General features: G+C 30.1%; 15 protein-coding genes. All 15 read right to left on the bottom strand.

What is annotated here, in order from left to right; genetic code table 11:
- Positions 1-24 precede the first annotated feature (24 nt).
- Positions 25-552 (bottom strand): DUF4833 domain-containing protein, encoded by a 528-nt coding sequence (locus ACRHNM_RS06595; protein ID WP_431134897.1) that lies wholly within the window; start codon positions 550-552, stop codon positions 25-27.
- A 36-nt stretch (positions 553-588) separates the two neighbouring features.
- Entirely contained in the window at positions 589-1,356 is a 768-nt protein-coding gene (locus ACRHNM_RS06600; RefSeq protein ID WP_431134899.1) for a patatin-like phospholipase family protein, read from the bottom strand.
- Positions 1,357-1,385: 29 nt separating this feature from the next.
- Positions 1,386-2,144, bottom strand: a complete 759-nt coding sequence (locus tag ACRHNM_RS06605; RefSeq protein ID WP_431134900.1) for an SDR family NAD(P)-dependent oxidoreductase — start codon at positions 2,142-2,144, stop codon at positions 1,386-1,388.
- 28 nt (positions 2,145-2,172) lie between these two features.
- Positions 2,173-3,738 (bottom strand): MFS transporter, encoded by a 1,566-nt coding sequence (locus ACRHNM_RS06610; protein WP_431134902.1) that lies wholly within the window; start codon positions 3,736-3,738, stop codon positions 2,173-2,175.
- 48 nt (positions 3,739-3,786) lie between these two features.
- Positions 3,787-4,854 carry an HlyD family secretion protein gene (locus tag ACRHNM_RS06615; RefSeq protein WP_431134904.1) on the bottom strand — a complete coding sequence of 356 codons (1,068 nt, stop codon included), beginning with the start codon at positions 4,852-4,854 and terminating at the stop codon, positions 3,787-3,789.
- A 20-nt stretch (positions 4,855-4,874) separates the two neighbouring features.
- A complete protein-coding gene (locus ACRHNM_RS06620; protein ID WP_431134906.1) occupies positions 4,875-6,191 on the bottom strand; it encodes a TolC family protein in 1,317 nt (438 codons plus the stop codon).
- Between the two features lie 52 nt (positions 6,192-6,243).
- A complete protein-coding gene (locus ACRHNM_RS06625; protein WP_431134908.1) occupies positions 6,244-6,690 on the bottom strand; it encodes a GbsR/MarR family transcriptional regulator in 447 nt (148 codons plus the stop codon).
- A gap of 292 nt (positions 6,691-6,982) precedes the next feature.
- On the bottom strand, positions 6,983-7,918 hold the full coding sequence (locus tag ACRHNM_RS06630; protein ID WP_431134910.1) for a hypothetical protein: 936 nt from the start codon (positions 7,916-7,918) through the stop codon (positions 6,983-6,985).
- A 300-nt stretch (positions 7,919-8,218) separates the two neighbouring features.
- Positions 8,219-8,851 carry a TetR/AcrR family transcriptional regulator gene (locus tag ACRHNM_RS06635; protein ID WP_431134912.1) on the bottom strand — a complete coding sequence of 211 codons (633 nt, stop codon included), beginning with the start codon at positions 8,849-8,851 and terminating at the stop codon, positions 8,219-8,221.
- 14 nt (positions 8,852-8,865) lie between these two features.
- Complete coding sequence (locus ACRHNM_RS06640; protein WP_431134914.1) at positions 8,866-9,747, bottom strand: lysophospholipid acyltransferase family protein; 882 nt, start codon at positions 9,745-9,747, stop codon at positions 8,866-8,868.
- Between the two features lie 149 nt (positions 9,748-9,896).
- The gene (locus tag ACRHNM_RS06645; protein ID WP_431134916.1) at positions 9,897-11,132 is read right to left on the bottom strand and encodes a Pycsar system effector family protein; all 1,236 of its coding nucleotides are present in this window, start codon (positions 11,130-11,132) and stop codon (positions 9,897-9,899) included.
- A 21-nt stretch (positions 11,133-11,153) separates the two neighbouring features.
- A complete protein-coding gene (locus ACRHNM_RS06650) occupies positions 11,154-12,806 on the bottom strand; it encodes an ABC1 kinase family protein (protein WP_431134918.1) in 1,653 nt (550 codons plus the stop codon).
- A gap of 35 nt (positions 12,807-12,841) precedes the next feature.
- The gene (locus ACRHNM_RS06655; protein WP_431134919.1) at positions 12,842-13,948 is read right to left on the bottom strand and encodes a mechanosensitive ion channel family protein; all 1,107 of its coding nucleotides are present in this window, start codon (positions 13,946-13,948) and stop codon (positions 12,842-12,844) included.
- A gap of 45 nt (positions 13,949-13,993) precedes the next feature.
- The gene (locus ACRHNM_RS06660) at positions 13,994-14,521 is read right to left on the bottom strand and encodes a DUF4833 domain-containing protein (protein WP_036124034.1); all 528 of its coding nucleotides are present in this window, start codon (positions 14,519-14,521) and stop codon (positions 13,994-13,996) included.
- A gap of 37 nt (positions 14,522-14,558) precedes the next feature.
- A complete protein-coding gene (locus ACRHNM_RS06665) occupies positions 14,559-15,323 on the bottom strand; it encodes a patatin-like phospholipase family protein (RefSeq protein ID WP_431134922.1) in 765 nt (254 codons plus the stop codon).
- Positions 15,324-15,331: the final 8 nt, after the last annotated feature.

Genomic DNA, 15,331 nt, shown 5'->3' on the forward strand with positions numbered 1-15,331 from the left:
TATTTATCAAAGATTGCAGAAATGTTATTCAACTATCAATTTCTCTATTGCATTTTCATTAGAAGTAAAATCTTTTCCTGAAAACAGAACATATTTTGCTTTTGTTTTTATGGAAGTAGAACTATCTTCAAGTTCAACAAAAATGTTTTCCAAGTATAATTTACGATTATTTATGGTTACATAAACTTTAGATTTTTGGTTAGGATAATGAATTAGATAAAATTTTAATTTTGATGATGCTGCCAAATGCATTTCTATAAGGTTCGGTGCAATTATTTTTGTGTTCATTCCGTATGCAAAATCTTTTTGCACTTTACTTAATGGTTTTTTAACACCTCCTTCTGTATAGACAATGCGATACTCAACTATTGGGTTCTTTGTATTAATAGATTCTCCTTCCATATTTGCATCATACACATAAGTATTATGATTATTGCTGTGTTGTATATAAAAAAGTCGTGTCGCTGTTTTTTCAGGTTTTGGGTAGTTTTCCTGTGAAAAGACAATTGTGTTGCTAAAGAAACAAAAGAAAAAAGGTAATAAAGTCTTCATGCAAAATCTTATATGTTTAATTTTTAAAAAATTAAATTAATTAAGTATACGTAACAGTTCATCATTTTTTTCTCTAGCATATTCATAACCAGCTTTGTAAATTTCATCAATTTTTGAAAAATCAAATGTACCATAGGTTTCCATTTTTGGCGGTTCCATATAAATATCACAAAGTTGTTTCTTATCCTCCACATTATAATTAATAGAAACTTTAACTATACGTTCTATGATGGCTTTATAACTCCATTTTACAATGGGCGATTTAGGAGTATTAGATACATTAACACCTATTATTTTATCGCATTTACCTTTAATCAAATTTGTAGGGAAATTGTTTAAAATACCGCCATCACATAAATAAGCATCATTAATATGCACAGGCTCAAATACCAAAGGTACAGCACAAGATGCCTTTACAGCTGTTGAAATGGATCCTTTATTAAATACTACTAATTCTGCATTTATCAAATTAGTTGCTGTTACAAAGATTGGTATTAGTAACTGATCAAAATCGTCGTGAGGAATGTATTTGTTTAAAATACGTTTAAAAATATTGGGGGTAAACAGTCCTGCGGACTTTAATTCCAGACTAGAGCGACTAAAAAACTTTTCTGCTTTACCAATTTCTAATATTTCTTTAGGTTCATAACCTGCAGCTAAAAAAACACCAGCCAATGAACCGGCACTTGTTCCTGAAATAACGGAAGGTTGTATTCCAATTTCGTATAAGTATTGAAGCACACCTAAATGTGCCATTCCTCGAATACCTCCTCCAGATAATGCAATGCCAATGGTTGGGTTCATATTTTGTTGTAATTTATCTGTTTATACTCTTAATGTATTGTCATACCACCATCTACAATATGTTCTTGTCCTGTAATGAAAGACGCTTCATCCGAAGCTAAAAACACAACAATTCCTGTTAATTCACTCGTTTCTGAAATTCTTCCTAACGGAATTTCATCTAAGGCGCTTCTACCTTCTTTAGAGGCATCTTCATCGGTAGCTTCAATCATCATTGGCGTTAATACAAAACCTGGATGCATAGAGTTTACTCGTATATTTTTTGGTCCGTATTCAAACGCAGCGCCTTTGGTCATTCCTCTAATAGCAAATTTACTTGCCATATAGGCAACGTTTGGAAAGCCAAAACAAGCTACAATACCTGCAATGGAAGATACATTGATAATAGACCCTACACCTGCTTTTAACATCGATGGTATTACGGCTTGCATTCCTAGCAAAATACTATGCTGATTAATCTCGATGACCTTGAGATAGTCTTCGTATTTTAAGTCCATTACTCCTGCAACAGGCCCTAAAATACCTGCATTATTTACAAGCACATTAATGTTTCCGAATGTTTTTTCTCCAATCTCTACAGCATTTTTCCAATCTTCAGGTTTTGTGATATCTAGTTTTATAAATAGTGCATTATCACCTAATTCATCTGCTAAAGCTTGTCCTAAATCCACTTTAATATCAGCTAGTATGACTTTAGCTCCTTGATTTACAAATTCTCTTGCGTGGGCTTCGCCCATTCCTCTTGATGCGCCTGTAATAATGGCAACTTTGTTTTCTAATCTGTTCATATTAAATATATTTATTGTTAACTGTTTTTTAAACCGCGACAGCACCTGCTCCAGCGGCTATAGTTTCTGTGGTATTTTTTCTTACTCTAAAATTATATCCTTTAATCGATTCGCCTTTAAGCAGTTTTCGTACTAATATTAATCTTCGGTAATAGGTGTTTTCAAAACGTATTGCCAAGGTGAATAGCATTATAATTATTCCTGCAATAATGGAATAACCATACAATGCTTTTGAAGCAGTAAGTACAGCTTGTATTCGCGAACGTCCATATACTGCCAGTCCACCACCTCTAAATTGTGATAAGTTTACTGCATCTAAATGATGTGCTATGTTTTCCAACCCTTGCAACTGTAATTTGTAAAACAACCAAGAGTAAATGGCTCCAGCAAATGCTACACTTATCAATGAACGGACTACAATTGACAAGGATGCCACTGCTAAGGTTTCAGCCATATCAAAACCATCTAAGGTATAAAACCAAATACTTATAAAAAGAATGACCATTCCCATTCCTCTTAATATAGAAGGAACAATTAAATAGTTGATGTCAACTTCTGGACTGATTAAAAAATACATCATTACAAAGTGTAAGGTGTAAAAAATCATTCCTGAAATAATTAAAAATTTGGTAGGCCATTTTTTTGCATACCACTTTCTAGCATAAATAGCCCCTATAATAATTCCTGGTACCATTGCGTAATTCAATAGGTTGTTGGTGAGCGAATCATAGCCAAGAATACCAACCGTAAAGGTGTTTTGAATAACACCCGAAGCTAAAAACATACCTAAACACATCAATAAAATAAAGCCTTGAATAAAGTTTTTCTTTTTAAAAACACTTAACGGAACATAAGGTCGTTTTAATCCTTTTTGTCGCCATAGAAAAAGAATCATAGTGATGATAAAGCCAATGGTTGAAGCTTGTATATAGCTTGAAGCAAACCAATCTTGTTGTTTGGCAAATACTAAGGTATAGGTTAATAGGAAAAAGGACACTACAAAAAGTAACATACTCAATAAATCAATTTGATATAAAGGTAGTTTTCTTGAAAATCGTAAGTCGTGCATAAAAATAACCGAGATAAGCACCAAAACAAGCATTATAATTGCCATTACCAAATAGACCGATTCCCATTGTAGGTTATAGGCAATTTTTGCAAAGAAATAACCTCCTATTTGAGCGGTTGAAATACTTAAAGGATAAAATACTGTATAAAATTTGGTTCGGTCGCCATCTGGACTTAGAATAAATAATAGCGGAAGTACAAACTCAATAATTGCAATGATTTTAAAAAAACCAATGACAAAGTTTGCTGCAATAATAACATACGGGCTATCTGTGGTTATAATGGCTATTGAACACAATGCGATCATCGACAAACTGGTAATCATCAACTCTTTGCTTCTAAAGCGCATTTTAAACCGTAACAAATACGGTAAGGCTGTACCCATTCCAATAAAGGATGCATAGTTAGCGAATGAGAGATACTCTGAATACATACCCAAATCGCTCATCATATTGCTAAAATTGGCTGTATAAATTCCACCTACAACCAATAACGGAAATAGGTATAGAATAATGAGCAATAGCATTGCGGGTTTGGGTACCCAATCTTTAAAAAGGCCTTGGTTATACATTGGTTATTCTACGATAATATTTACATTCATTCCTACACGTAAACTGTTTAAATCTTCTTCTGAATTATCTTCGGTAAAATCAATACGAACCGGAATACGTTGCTGTACTTTCACAAAATTTCCGGTAGAATTATCTACAGGAATGGTCGATAATTTAGAGCCTGTAGCTGCCGAAATAGAACTTACTTTGCCTTTAAAGGCTTTTCCTCCCAAAGCATCTACTTCGATAGTCAATTCTTTTCCAACTGTAATGTCTTCCATTTGGGTTTCTCTAAAGTTAGCAATGACCCATTTTTTATCATTGGTTACAATACTGGCTACTTGCTGACTAGGGTTTAACAATTGACCTTCGTTTACTTTACGTCTTCCCATAAAACCATCGTAAGGTGCAGTAATTACAGTATAAGATAAATTGAGTTTTGCCAAGTCTAAAGCCGCTTCTGCTTGTTTGATTCCTGCTTGGCTCATTTCAATTCTACCATCCATTTCACGAAGCGAATAATCTACCGATTTACGTTGTCCTAATAAGGCGTTGTATTGTGCTTTGGCAGCATCGTACTTGGTTTTTATACCATCGTATTGTTGTTGGGTTACCGCTTCATCTTTTAACAAAGCAGCAAACCGATTTAAGTCTCTTTCAGAATTTTCTAAATTGGATTTAGCACCAGCAATATTGGCTTCAATAATAGACGTGTTGTTAGCAACTGTATTAATTGTTGATTTTGCTGTTTTTTCACCAGCCAAGGCATTTAAATAAGCAGCTTCAGCTTGTAAAACTTTGGCTTTAATTTCGCTATCATCTAAAATTACCAACGTATCGCCTTTTTTTACTCTCTGGTTTTCTTCAAAACGAATTTCTTTAATATAAGCGGAAACTCTGGTGTTTATGGGATTGATATAAGCTTCTACTTGTGCATCGTTTGTAAAGTTTTTATCGCCAATATGGAAATAGTGTTTTAATACAAAAATCAAGGCAACTAATGCTACTAAAAATATAAGTAGATTGACAAAAAACACTGTTTTTTTGTTTTTACCTGCTTTCTTTTCGGTTTTTGAATTGTTATCTGACATTTTTATTCTTTTTGTAATGGTTATAGTGTTCCTACAGTTTTTAATACATTATAGTATGCCTGAAGGATATTAATTTCTGAATTTACATATTGTAATTCGGCTTCTAATTTAGAGTTGCTAGCATCCAACATTTCAGTAATAAGTGCTAACTGATTTAAATATTTCTTTTCAATAATCTTGTAGTTTTCTTCGGCCAAACGTTTGCTTTCCAAATAGGTTGTTTTTTGCGAAACCGCTTCGTTGTATTTTAAATAAGCTGCTTGTGTAGCCACTTGTAAATTTTGTTGTGTAAGCGTTTTGGCTTCGGTTACTTGCTCTACTTTTAGCTTGTTTAATGACTCTTTTGCTTTGTTTTTGTAAAGCGATTCAATATTATAGGTTAACGATACACCAACTTGCCAACTATTAAAATACACATCGTTTATTGGAAAGGAATTGGTTAATGGCCGTTGCATATTGTAGCCGGCAAAACCTGCCAAAATAGGTAGTTTATCTGCTTTGGTAATATTTAAGCTTGTTTCGGCTAGCTCCTTTTGTGTATCCATAGTTCTTATGAGTGGATGATTGGTTGCTACTTCATCTTGATATGTTTCTATATTTTGTAACGCAGGATTAAGTTTTAGCGTTTCTTCATCAGGAATAATTTTAGTATTTGCTGGTAATCCTAATGCAATAACCAATTGGTTGTTTAAAATTAATATATTATTATCTATCGTTACTATGGCTTGGTTTAAGGATGCTAATAATAAATCACCACGGATTACTTCGTTACGTGTTACCATTCCTTGATTGTAGAAACTAGTTACGTTATCAATTCGTCTTTGGGCAAGTTTAATGTTTTCTTGAAATACTTGCTTTTGGTTGTATAATTTGTAAAGGTTTAAATAATTGGATATCACCAAAGATTTAATACCAATTTCATCGTTTTCTAAACTTAAATTTGCCAATTCTTCTTGAAGATTTCCAACCTTAATGGTATTATTAATAGCGTTTCCTTTGTAAAGCAATTGTTGCGCCTGTATGGAAAAGTTATTACCAAAATGTGGCATGTCTACGGTTTGTAATTTTGAAAAATCGGTGTCCAAAATTTCAATATCACCCAAATACATTGCTGTTGCACCAACAGATAGGTTTGGCAATTGTAGTTGCTTATAGACTTCGGTTTGCTGTTTGGCAATATCAACCGATTTTTTAGAGACTTTTAGTTTTTGATTGTTTTCTAGCGCAAGCTGAACAATCTCATCAATGGTATAGGTTTTAGAATTTTCTTCTTGTGAAAAGCCAAAGCCATAAACGAATACTAGTATTATACTAATTGTATGTCTTATATAATTCATTAATTTATAGTTATTTTAGTTCTTAACAAAAAGAACTTATTGTGTAAATTTTTTATTTTTCTTTCCACTTTATAATTGCATCATCAATTTTTTGATTTAAAAAGTTCTGAAAATCAATGACATCTTTCAGCTTGTTGTTAAATTCTATGTCGTTATTGCTTCGGTGTTTTAAAACATCTTCCATTACATTGTTAAAATCATATAGTTTTTTAGCATATTCCTCAACTCTCATTTTCCAATTTTCTAAATCTAGATAAAAGTATCTTTTTCTATCACCACTAAATGTTTTGTAATTAATTGTACCATCTTGTAAATGACCATTTATTGCATTGCTTACTGCACTTTTACTTGCGTTTAAAAACTCTCTAATTTCATCAAATGTTTTATAAGAAGGTTCGGCTAATAACAAGAAACTAAATACTCTGCTTGCAATGGGTGTTTTTCCAAATTGCTCATATACAACTCCAATATCTTCTACACGTTGTTTTAAATTATCCATATTAAAATATGTATTGTTTCTGTGCAAATATAATAAGTTTTTTTAGTTCTATGAACAGAGAACTAAAAAAATTTTCAAATATCATTAAAAGATTGACATATCTGGTCATATTAAAAAAAAGTAAAAGCACTACTACTTTTACCCCTATATAACATTAAAGCATACTAAGGTGAAAATCTTCATTTTAATTACAAGTGATTATTTGAATTTACCCAAAATAAGGCATTTGGTATTGCTTCAATAAATAACTGTAAAATTCAAGAAGTATGTATCAAAAAATAATCCTTAACTTTTAAAACTCTATTTGCATAATATCAATACTATCTTCATCACTAGCTACCGGATTATGGTAAAGGGTATAAAGGACGTTCCAAAAATTGCCATCTACAGCTGGACCATAACCAAACCCTTCAAAATGAGGTCCCAAACCTAATGCATGCCCAACCTCATGTATCACTAAATTGAGCGTGATTTCATTTTGGCATTCTGCAGAGCCAATGTGCACGTAAAGAACGGTATTAATGCGGCCTGTAGTGTCATAGAAAGGATCTTCTACTACACGAAATTTAATTACATAAGCACCACCATCCATATCTTCTTGATCTCCTGAAATCCAAGCATTAGCACCAATAACTATTCCATTAGCATCATACAAACTCCTATTATAAAGTGTGGTACAAATGGCATTTCCATCAATATCATAGATTAATTCCTCTTCTTGGGCTACAAGACCAATTACCAGGTTATCGTCATAGAATATATAAGGTGTATCTTCTAATACTTTACCTACTATATTGCCTTGCTCATCGTAAGCAGATTCTATAAACGGATAATCATAACCAATAATGTTTCCATCATTGTCATATTCTAAATAAACATTTTCGGAAGAGTATTCTGTGTTTTCTCCGTAATAAGGATAACTGAATGTACCAACGCCTTCTGATACATGGCCACAATCTGTTGCTGGATTTGGTCCTGAAGCTGTACCTTCGCTAAAAATTATTCCTCTGGAAACTTGGTCGTTAGGTGTTGAGGCTATGCTTGTTCTGTCAAATAAGGTAAACCCCAATTTATCTTCAATAGCATCTAAAGCTTCAACCTCAAAAGGAACATTATCAAATTTTACAGGTATTAATCCATCATGATCTTTATCCCATCTTTTTAGTAAACCATCGGTTAATTCGGCATATCCACATCCTGTATTGTTAACATCATCTTGAAAATGCAAACCAAAGTTGTAGCTTTTTTGTTTTCATAGGTTTGTGTGTTTAGTTAACTTATATAAAGTTAATTAATGATTTTTAATATAAAATTATAGTTAAGTTTTCATGTAATTATTTTATGGTTTTCTATTAAAGATTGGTATGTTTTTACGATAATGATTAATCTCTATTTTTAATATTGTTTTTAATGTTAATCATTTCTGGTTTTATGTTTTTATATGAGCTAAGAGTAAAAATTCTATTCAACTATATTGAATTACGAAATCTAATTTACTTTGCATAAGTTTCACCACAATAATATTATTCTAATAATTCTTTATATGCTTTTTTAAAGGGTTTTTATTAAACATATTTAACGTTTCTAATCCTTTTACCGACACCAGCCTATGTAAAAATAATGAGTTTAAAAACTTAAGTGTATTTTGGTTTGTTCCTGGATTGTAGAAAAAACCATCCAAAAAAATAATTTTAGAAATATCATTAAAAGATTCACAAATTTCTTCAGCATTTATATCTTTTTTATAAACTCCTTCTAGTTTACCTATTTTGATATTTTCAATAAGAAAAGGTATTACTATAGTATTTTTGTGTTTAACAACATCTAAAAAAATTGTTGGATAGTATTTTTTTAATTCCCTACCAAAGGAAGCAGATACGTTAAAGGAAAGCTTATTTATATAGTCAAAAAAAAGTATTAATTCTTGTAATGCATTTTCGCTTATTTGTTTGTTTTCAAAAATTTCTTTTTTTAGTTCTTTTATTTGTAATTCTATAACTTGACGCAACAAATCATCCTTAGTTTCAAAATATTTATAAATTGTTTTTTTAGAAACACCGCATTTTTTTGCAATATCATCCATTGTGATATGCTGGATCCCATAATTAAAAAACATATTGACTGCTTGTTCTAAAATCATTTTTTTTCTATTAAAAGCCATACTCTATTTTTTTGTTATGATAAATTTCCAATCCATCTCCTTTTATATTCATCTTTATATTTTCGTTTCCAACGTCTATGACTCCAGAGGTAGTTTTCAGGGTTTTTATATATTGACTCTTCTAATTTTTTGGCATAAAATTGTGTGATTAATCCAACTTGATATTGTTCTGAAAAATCAAAAAGAGGTGTTATAACAAATTTGTAATAACCTCTATCTAAACGAATAATGTTTGCAAAAAAGGAAGTGGTTTTATTTGATGCCGTATAAAGTTCGGCTCCACTTAAAAAGGCTGTTTTTTGGTTTAAAAAATTTGTCCAAAAACTTTTTATTGAAATTTTTGGGGTTTGGTCTGCAACTAAAACTAATACATGTGGATTGTCCTTGAATTTTTCAATCTCTCGTTTTAATTTTTTTGATGAAACCAATTTTGAACCAAATCGACTCCTCATTTGCTTCATTAAGCTATTAAACTTTTTATTTTTTATGGGTTTGTAAGCAACTATAACATTATCTTCTAATACACTTGAAATATGTAAATTCGCCCATTCCCAATTAAACTGATGCCCCAAATAAACATGACAATTTTTCTTTTGAGATATTATGTTTATTAATTCAGAATAATCTACAGAGATCCTGCTATGCAATTCTTCTTTTGATATCGACAAAAGTTTTAATGTCTCAATAAAATTATCGCAGAAATTTCTGTAAAATTTTTTCTCAATAATTAGCCTTTCTTTTTTGTTTAGACTGGTAAATGAATTCTTAATGTTTTCTGATACCGTTTTTCTACGATATTTTACAACATAATACAACAAATAATAACAGACATCTGATATCAGATACAACAGTCTTAACGGTAGAAGTGAAAACGCATATGATATTTTGTAAAGCATACGTTAGAGTTTAATTTAAAGGTGTATTACATTTATGAAGTATATTTTATGACTAAAACACTTGTTCTTAGAATATTCTAAAATGATATTTTTACTATTTCTCTTCATATTAAAAATTTAAAAAAGAATTTGTTTTGCTTGTATATAAATCATAACCAGTAAATAACAAAATGAGAAACTATTGCTACTACCAAACCTAATAAGAATGTATAGAGCGATATTCTAATAAGTTTGTTTTTTACCTGCAAGATTTGACCTTGATAGTAGAAATCTTTGATCATTGATGTGTACAGATAATCTTTGTCTTGTAATAATTGTAAGAAAGCCCATTCGAAATCACGATAATGCATGTTATGAAAGTTTCCGAAATAGAGTAAGTTTCCTTTTTTACTTCTTATATCTTCTTCGGTAAAGTTTCCTTGTGTTTTATTAGGTGTTATAGAAATAATAGCAAATGCTATGGATATTAAATTAGTTACCGCAAAAATGATTGAAGGAATATTTAAAACTACTTCATTAGAAGATTTACCTATAATACCTCCTAATATTAGAGATAGTATAATTGAGTTTATCGTAATCATTATACGTGCTTTTCCGTCAACCATCTTATTTAAGGTGTAATGGTTTCTTGAGGTATTTCTGAATAAAGTTTGAATGCCTCTATCATCTCTACCCTTAATTTTACCTATATCTTTTTTTAACTTTTTAATTTCTTGATCACTAATTTTTAACTCTTTTTGTAAAATTAAATTTGTATGATTTTTGTGATCCTCTCTTTCTTTTCTTAAAGATTTGTAAAGCTTATCTATTGATGGCTGTACATGGGTTTGACCAAAATGGGTAGTTGTCTTATAATTATCTAAAATACCAATAAGTGTATCGTACCAATTACTTTTAGATAGTTTAAAATCTTTTAAAATCATCTGCTCATACATTTTTTTTAACCTATCTCTTCCTTGACTGCCAGCAAAATCCATGATGTTAGCATCTGAAATGATTTTAGACTCTAATAATTTTGTTTCGTTAAAAGGAAATGATTCTATAATAATTGTCTTTACTCTATTTACAGTTTCACTATTTAATTTGAATTTTAATCTAAGACTATCTAATATTTCATTTATTGATGTTTCGCTGTCCTTAAAATTTAATGTATTAGCTTTTGTAGTGGCTTGTTCTATGTTTAACACATAATTAGCTAGGTATAAACAATCTATATCAATATTCTCAATTCTATCCTCTTTAATTATTGTGTTAATATTTTTTTCAATTCTATACACTCTACTAATTGTAGTGTATAAATTTTTATCAGATTCTTTATCTATAATTTCAAAAGTATAATCCTTAATGTTATTTACTATTTGAGATATGTTGGTATTTTCTTTCATAAGTTATATGTAATATTACACCTATGATTTATCCTTTTTCAACATTGAAATAACTATGTATATCCCTAGAAGTAATGAAATTGTAAAACCTAAAAAACCTAGAACAGGTATGTTGTAAATTTTAGGGGGCATGTCTGCTAATACTAGTATTGCAGAACCAATTGAAAGTGCTGCTAAAATTATTGCTATTACTAGACGATCTACTGTACTTGCAACTAACTCAATACCTTTTATCTTGTGCGATACTTCTATATCGTTCTCTTTAATTTTGTGAACTATAGATTGTATTTCATTAGGTAAATCCCCTAGAAGTTCTGAAACATTTTGTAGTCTTTTTATACCTTTAAAAAAGTTATATTTTGGGGAAAGTTTTTTTTGGATAACTTCAATAGCATATGGTTCTATTATTTGATAAACATTAATATTTGGGTTTAATTTTCTACCTATACCTTCAATTAATGCAATCCCTTTCATTAAAAGATAAACGTAATCAGGAAACTCTACTTCATTTTGTTTAAATATTTCTTTTAATTTTTTTATAATTAAGGTTAAATCAATTTTATTTAATGAAGACTCATCCACAATTTCAAAAATTTGATAAACATCTCGTTCTAATTGTTTTTGATTTTTTACAGAATATGATACCGCTATTTTTTTTAGCGTAGATATTAATTTTTTAGCATCCTTATTTATAAGATATTGTAAGAAATCTTCGATATGCTCGATATCTGAAGGCATTAACCTTCCCATAATACCAAAATCTATAAAAGAAATCTCTCCTTTGTATGTTACAAAAATGTTTCCTGGATGTGGGTCTGCATGAAAATAACCATTCTTTAATACTTGTTGCATATACATATCAAAGCCTACCATAGCTACTTGATTAGTATCAAACCCTTGATTTTCTAGTGAAGATATGTCCGTAATCTTAATGCCTTCTATAAATTCTAAACACAGAATATTATTATTAGACAAATGCTTAAATGTTTTATGCACATACAAGTTTTCATCTTCTTGAAAATCTTTTCTGAAACGTTCAATATTATCGAATTCTTGCAAGAATGAAAGTTCTGTATGGATTGATTTTTCAAACGTATGAACAATTTTATATAAATTTATCTTCTTACTTTCTGCATTATAGTTTTCGAGTATTTTGGCAAGGTCTTTCATTATTAAAAGATCTGCTTCTATTATTTCTTGAATTTTTTCTCTTTTTATTTTTAAGACTACTTTTTCTCCTGTTTTTAATTGCGCTTTAAAAACTTGGGATATTGAAGCTGTTGCAAAAGGTTTTTCATCTATAGATTCAAAAAAATCATCTGGGTTAATTTGTAATTCTTTACCTATTTTTTCTCTTACATTTATAAAATCTTCGCCAGCATTATTTTGAAGTTTTTTTAATTCTGCGGTAAGTTCTGAGGGTAATAAATCATCTCTATCACTAAATAATTGCCCTAATTTTATATAAGTTGGTCCCAAATCTGAAATAGCCATTCTAATACGTGCATAAACAGAAAGTGATTTTATTCTATCTATTTTTTCATTTGCATGAATAAATTTCTTAGGTATTATCTTGTCAATACTACTATGTGAAATAATATCTTCGAACCCATATTTTGAGAGTACCGAAGCTATTTTAATAGTTCTAGTTATTTTATTAGTATTATTTCCCATTATGATTTATATGTTTTGTTTTGCCTATTATAGATTTAACTTGAGCTTTGTGTTGTTTGTGAGACCTTATCTTTAAAAACCAAAGTGCGATGTGGAAACGGTATTTCTATACCTTCTTTATCAAAACGTTTCTTAACACTTTCGTAGAGATCACATTTCATTGCAAATGCTTCTTCAAAATTGTTTGCCCAAGCCCAAGCTCTTAAAGTAACCTCAGAATCATTTAAACCAATAACACGTACCTTTACTTTTTTTTCATTATTATATTTATCTAATTTACTTCTATTGTCTATCAAATATGGATGGCTTTCACATTCTTCTCTTATGATATGTTTTGCCAAATCGATGTCGCTGTCATAAGAAATACCTATTTCAATCCATTGACAACACTTGCGTTCCCCTAAATCATAATTGACTAATTTTTCTTTGTTTATAATGGCATTAGGAATTACTATCATCTTATTTTCATAATCTCTAATTACAGTATGGCGCAATGTAATGTCGGTAACGGTACCTATCATGGTTTGATCTACCTTAATAATATCTCCTATCTTAAAAGGCTTAAACGAAACAATAAAAAAACCGCCTATAAGGTTTGCTAGTGCTTCTTGAGAAGCAACTCCAGCTATAATAGCAATAATACCTGCTCCACTTAAAACGGTTTGAGCTATATCTCTTAATGATGGAAAAGCTAGTATTGCTAATAATGTTCCAAGAAAGTAAACACAAACAATTGCTACATACCTTAAAAACTTATAACTTGTAGCATCTTGTTGTTGTGCTGTCTTTTCTTTTATTTTTTTAGAAAACCATAATTGCACAAAAGAGGCTATTACTAGGGTTAGCACTGCAATAACACCCAAATACAAGACAAGGAAAAAATTGGTTGTGGCCGTCTTATAATGTTCTTCATCGATAAAAATAAAAGCAAGAGCCATAATCCCTAAGACGATCCAAAGTGCATTTAAAATACGTTTGGTTAAATGGATTGTTTTTGGGTCTTCATTAGGGTATTTTTTAAGCGCTAGCTTTTCAAGTTTATTGTGCAATAATTTTGTTAAAAAAAGTAAAAACACCACCACAGCAATTACGATAAACATATAAAAAATGGACTGCTTATAGTTGTTGTAAAATTCTATCATATGGTTTTGTTATTATGTCTTAGATAACTTCATAGAATTTTGAAGTTATTTTACTATTAATTTTTCTACTACATTTTCGCCGGTAATAAAGTCTTTTCCTGAGAACAAAACATATTTAGCTTTTGTTTTTAGGGAAGTTGAACCTTCTTTAAGTTGAACAAACATGCTATCTAAGTATAGTTTACACTTGTTTATAGTTACATAAACTCTAGGTTTTTCTTTATCACTAAAAGTGAGATAGAATTTTAACTTTGATGATGCTGCCAAATGCATTTCTATAAGATTTGGCGCAATTAATTTCGTAATCATTCCGTAAGCAAATTGCTTTTGAATTTTATTCAATGGTTTTTTAGCACCGTCTTCTGTATAGACTATTCTATACTCATTAATTGGATTCTCAGTGCTAATAAAATCTCCTTCCATATTTGCATCATATACATAAGTATTATAGTTATTACTATGTTGTATATAAAAAAGTCTTGATGCTGTTTTTTCAGGTACTGGGTAATTTTCCTGTGAAAAGAGGATGGAATTAATAAAAAAGCAAAAGAAAAAAGAAAAAAAAGTTTTCATACAAAATTCTATTTGTTTGTTTTCAATAGAAAATAAATTAATCAAGGAAACGTAACAATTCATTCTTTTTTTCTTTAGCATAAACATACCCAGTCTGGTATATTTCATCTGCTTTTTTGAAATCGAAAATTCCATAGTCTCTAATACTTGGTGGTTCTATATATACATCGCATTTATATTTTTGAGTTTCTACAGAGTTGTCAATTGCTATTTGAACTGTTCTTTCAATAATTTGTTTATAACCTATTTTACCTTCTATGGTGTTTATGCGATTTACATTGACGCCAATAATTTTATCGACTTTACCTTCTAAAATATTTACAGGAAAATTATTTAAAATACCACCATCACTAAGGTAGATTCCTTCAAATAAAACAGGTTGAAAAACCAATGGAACACAACAAGAAGCTTTTACAGCTGTGGCTAACGAACCTTCATTAAAAATTTTTAATTTTCCGTTATTTAAATCTGTTGCTGTGATGAATAATGGAATTTCTAATGACTCCAACGTTTCTTGAGCAATATGTTTTTTAATTATATTCTCGAATATATCTGTTGAAAATAATCCTACACCTTGTCGTTTAAATAGGCTTGAATAATTAAAGAATTTTTCAGATTTTCCTATTTTAAAAATTTGTTTAGGCTCAAAGCCTGCTGCATAAAATGCTCCAACTAAAGCACCTGCGCTTGTACCAGAAATAACAGAAGGTTTTATGCCTAACTCTGTTAAATACTGTAACACGCCAAGATGTGCCATACCACGAATACCGCCTCCAGAAAGTGCTAAACCTAGTTTACTCATTTTATTAT

Source organism: Psychroserpens mesophilus (genome assembly GCF_050617655.1).
Taxonomy (GTDB): domain Bacteria; phylum Bacteroidota; class Bacteroidia; order Flavobacteriales; family Flavobacteriaceae; genus Psychroserpens; species Psychroserpens mesophilus_A.

Coding starts and splice junctions, on each gene's coding strand:
- ACRHNM_RS06625 (WP_431134908.1), bottom strand. CDS start 6,690: ATGGATAATTTAAAACAACGTGTAGAAGATATTGGAGTTGTATATGAG.
- ACRHNM_RS06640 (WP_431134914.1), bottom strand. CDS start 9,747: ATGCTTTACAAAATATCATATGCGTTTTCACTTCTACCGTTAAGACTG.
- ACRHNM_RS06595 (WP_431134897.1), bottom strand. CDS start 552: ATGAAGACTTTATTACCTTTTTTCTTTTGTTTCTTTAGCAACACAATT.
- ACRHNM_RS06600 (WP_431134899.1), bottom strand. CDS start 1,356: ATGAACCCAACCATTGGCATTGCATTATCTGGAGGAGGTATTCGAGGA.
- ACRHNM_RS06620 (WP_431134906.1), bottom strand. CDS start 6,191: ATGAATTATATAAGACATACAATTAGTATAATACTAGTATTCGTTTAT.
- ACRHNM_RS06660 (WP_036124034.1), bottom strand. CDS start 14,521: ATGAAAACTTTTTTTTCTTTTTTCTTTTGCTTTTTTATTAATTCCATC.
- ACRHNM_RS06605 (WP_431134900.1), bottom strand. CDS start 2,144: ATGAACAGATTAGAAAACAAAGTTGCCATTATTACAGGCGCATCAAGA.
- ACRHNM_RS06635 (WP_431134912.1), bottom strand. CDS start 8,851: ATGGCTTTTAATAGAAAAAAAATGATTTTAGAACAAGCAGTCAATATG.
- ACRHNM_RS06645 (WP_431134916.1), bottom strand. CDS start 11,132: ATGAAAGAAAATACCAACATATCTCAAATAGTAAATAACATTAAGGAT.
- ACRHNM_RS06655 (WP_431134919.1), bottom strand. CDS start 13,948: ATGATAGAATTTTACAACAACTATAAGCAGTCCATTTTTTATATGTTT.
- ACRHNM_RS06650 (WP_431134918.1), bottom strand. CDS start 12,806: ATGGGAAATAATACTAATAAAATAACTAGAACTATTAAAATAGCTTCG.
- ACRHNM_RS06665 (WP_431134922.1), bottom strand. CDS start 15,323: ATGAGTAAACTAGGTTTAGCACTTTCTGGAGGCGGTATTCGTGGTATG.
- ACRHNM_RS06615 (WP_431134904.1), bottom strand. CDS start 4,854: ATGTCAGATAACAATTCAAAAACCGAAAAGAAAGCAGGTAAAAACAAA.
- ACRHNM_RS06610 (WP_431134902.1), bottom strand. CDS start 3,738: ATGCTATTGCTCATTATTCTATACCTATTTCCGTTATTGGTTGTAGGT.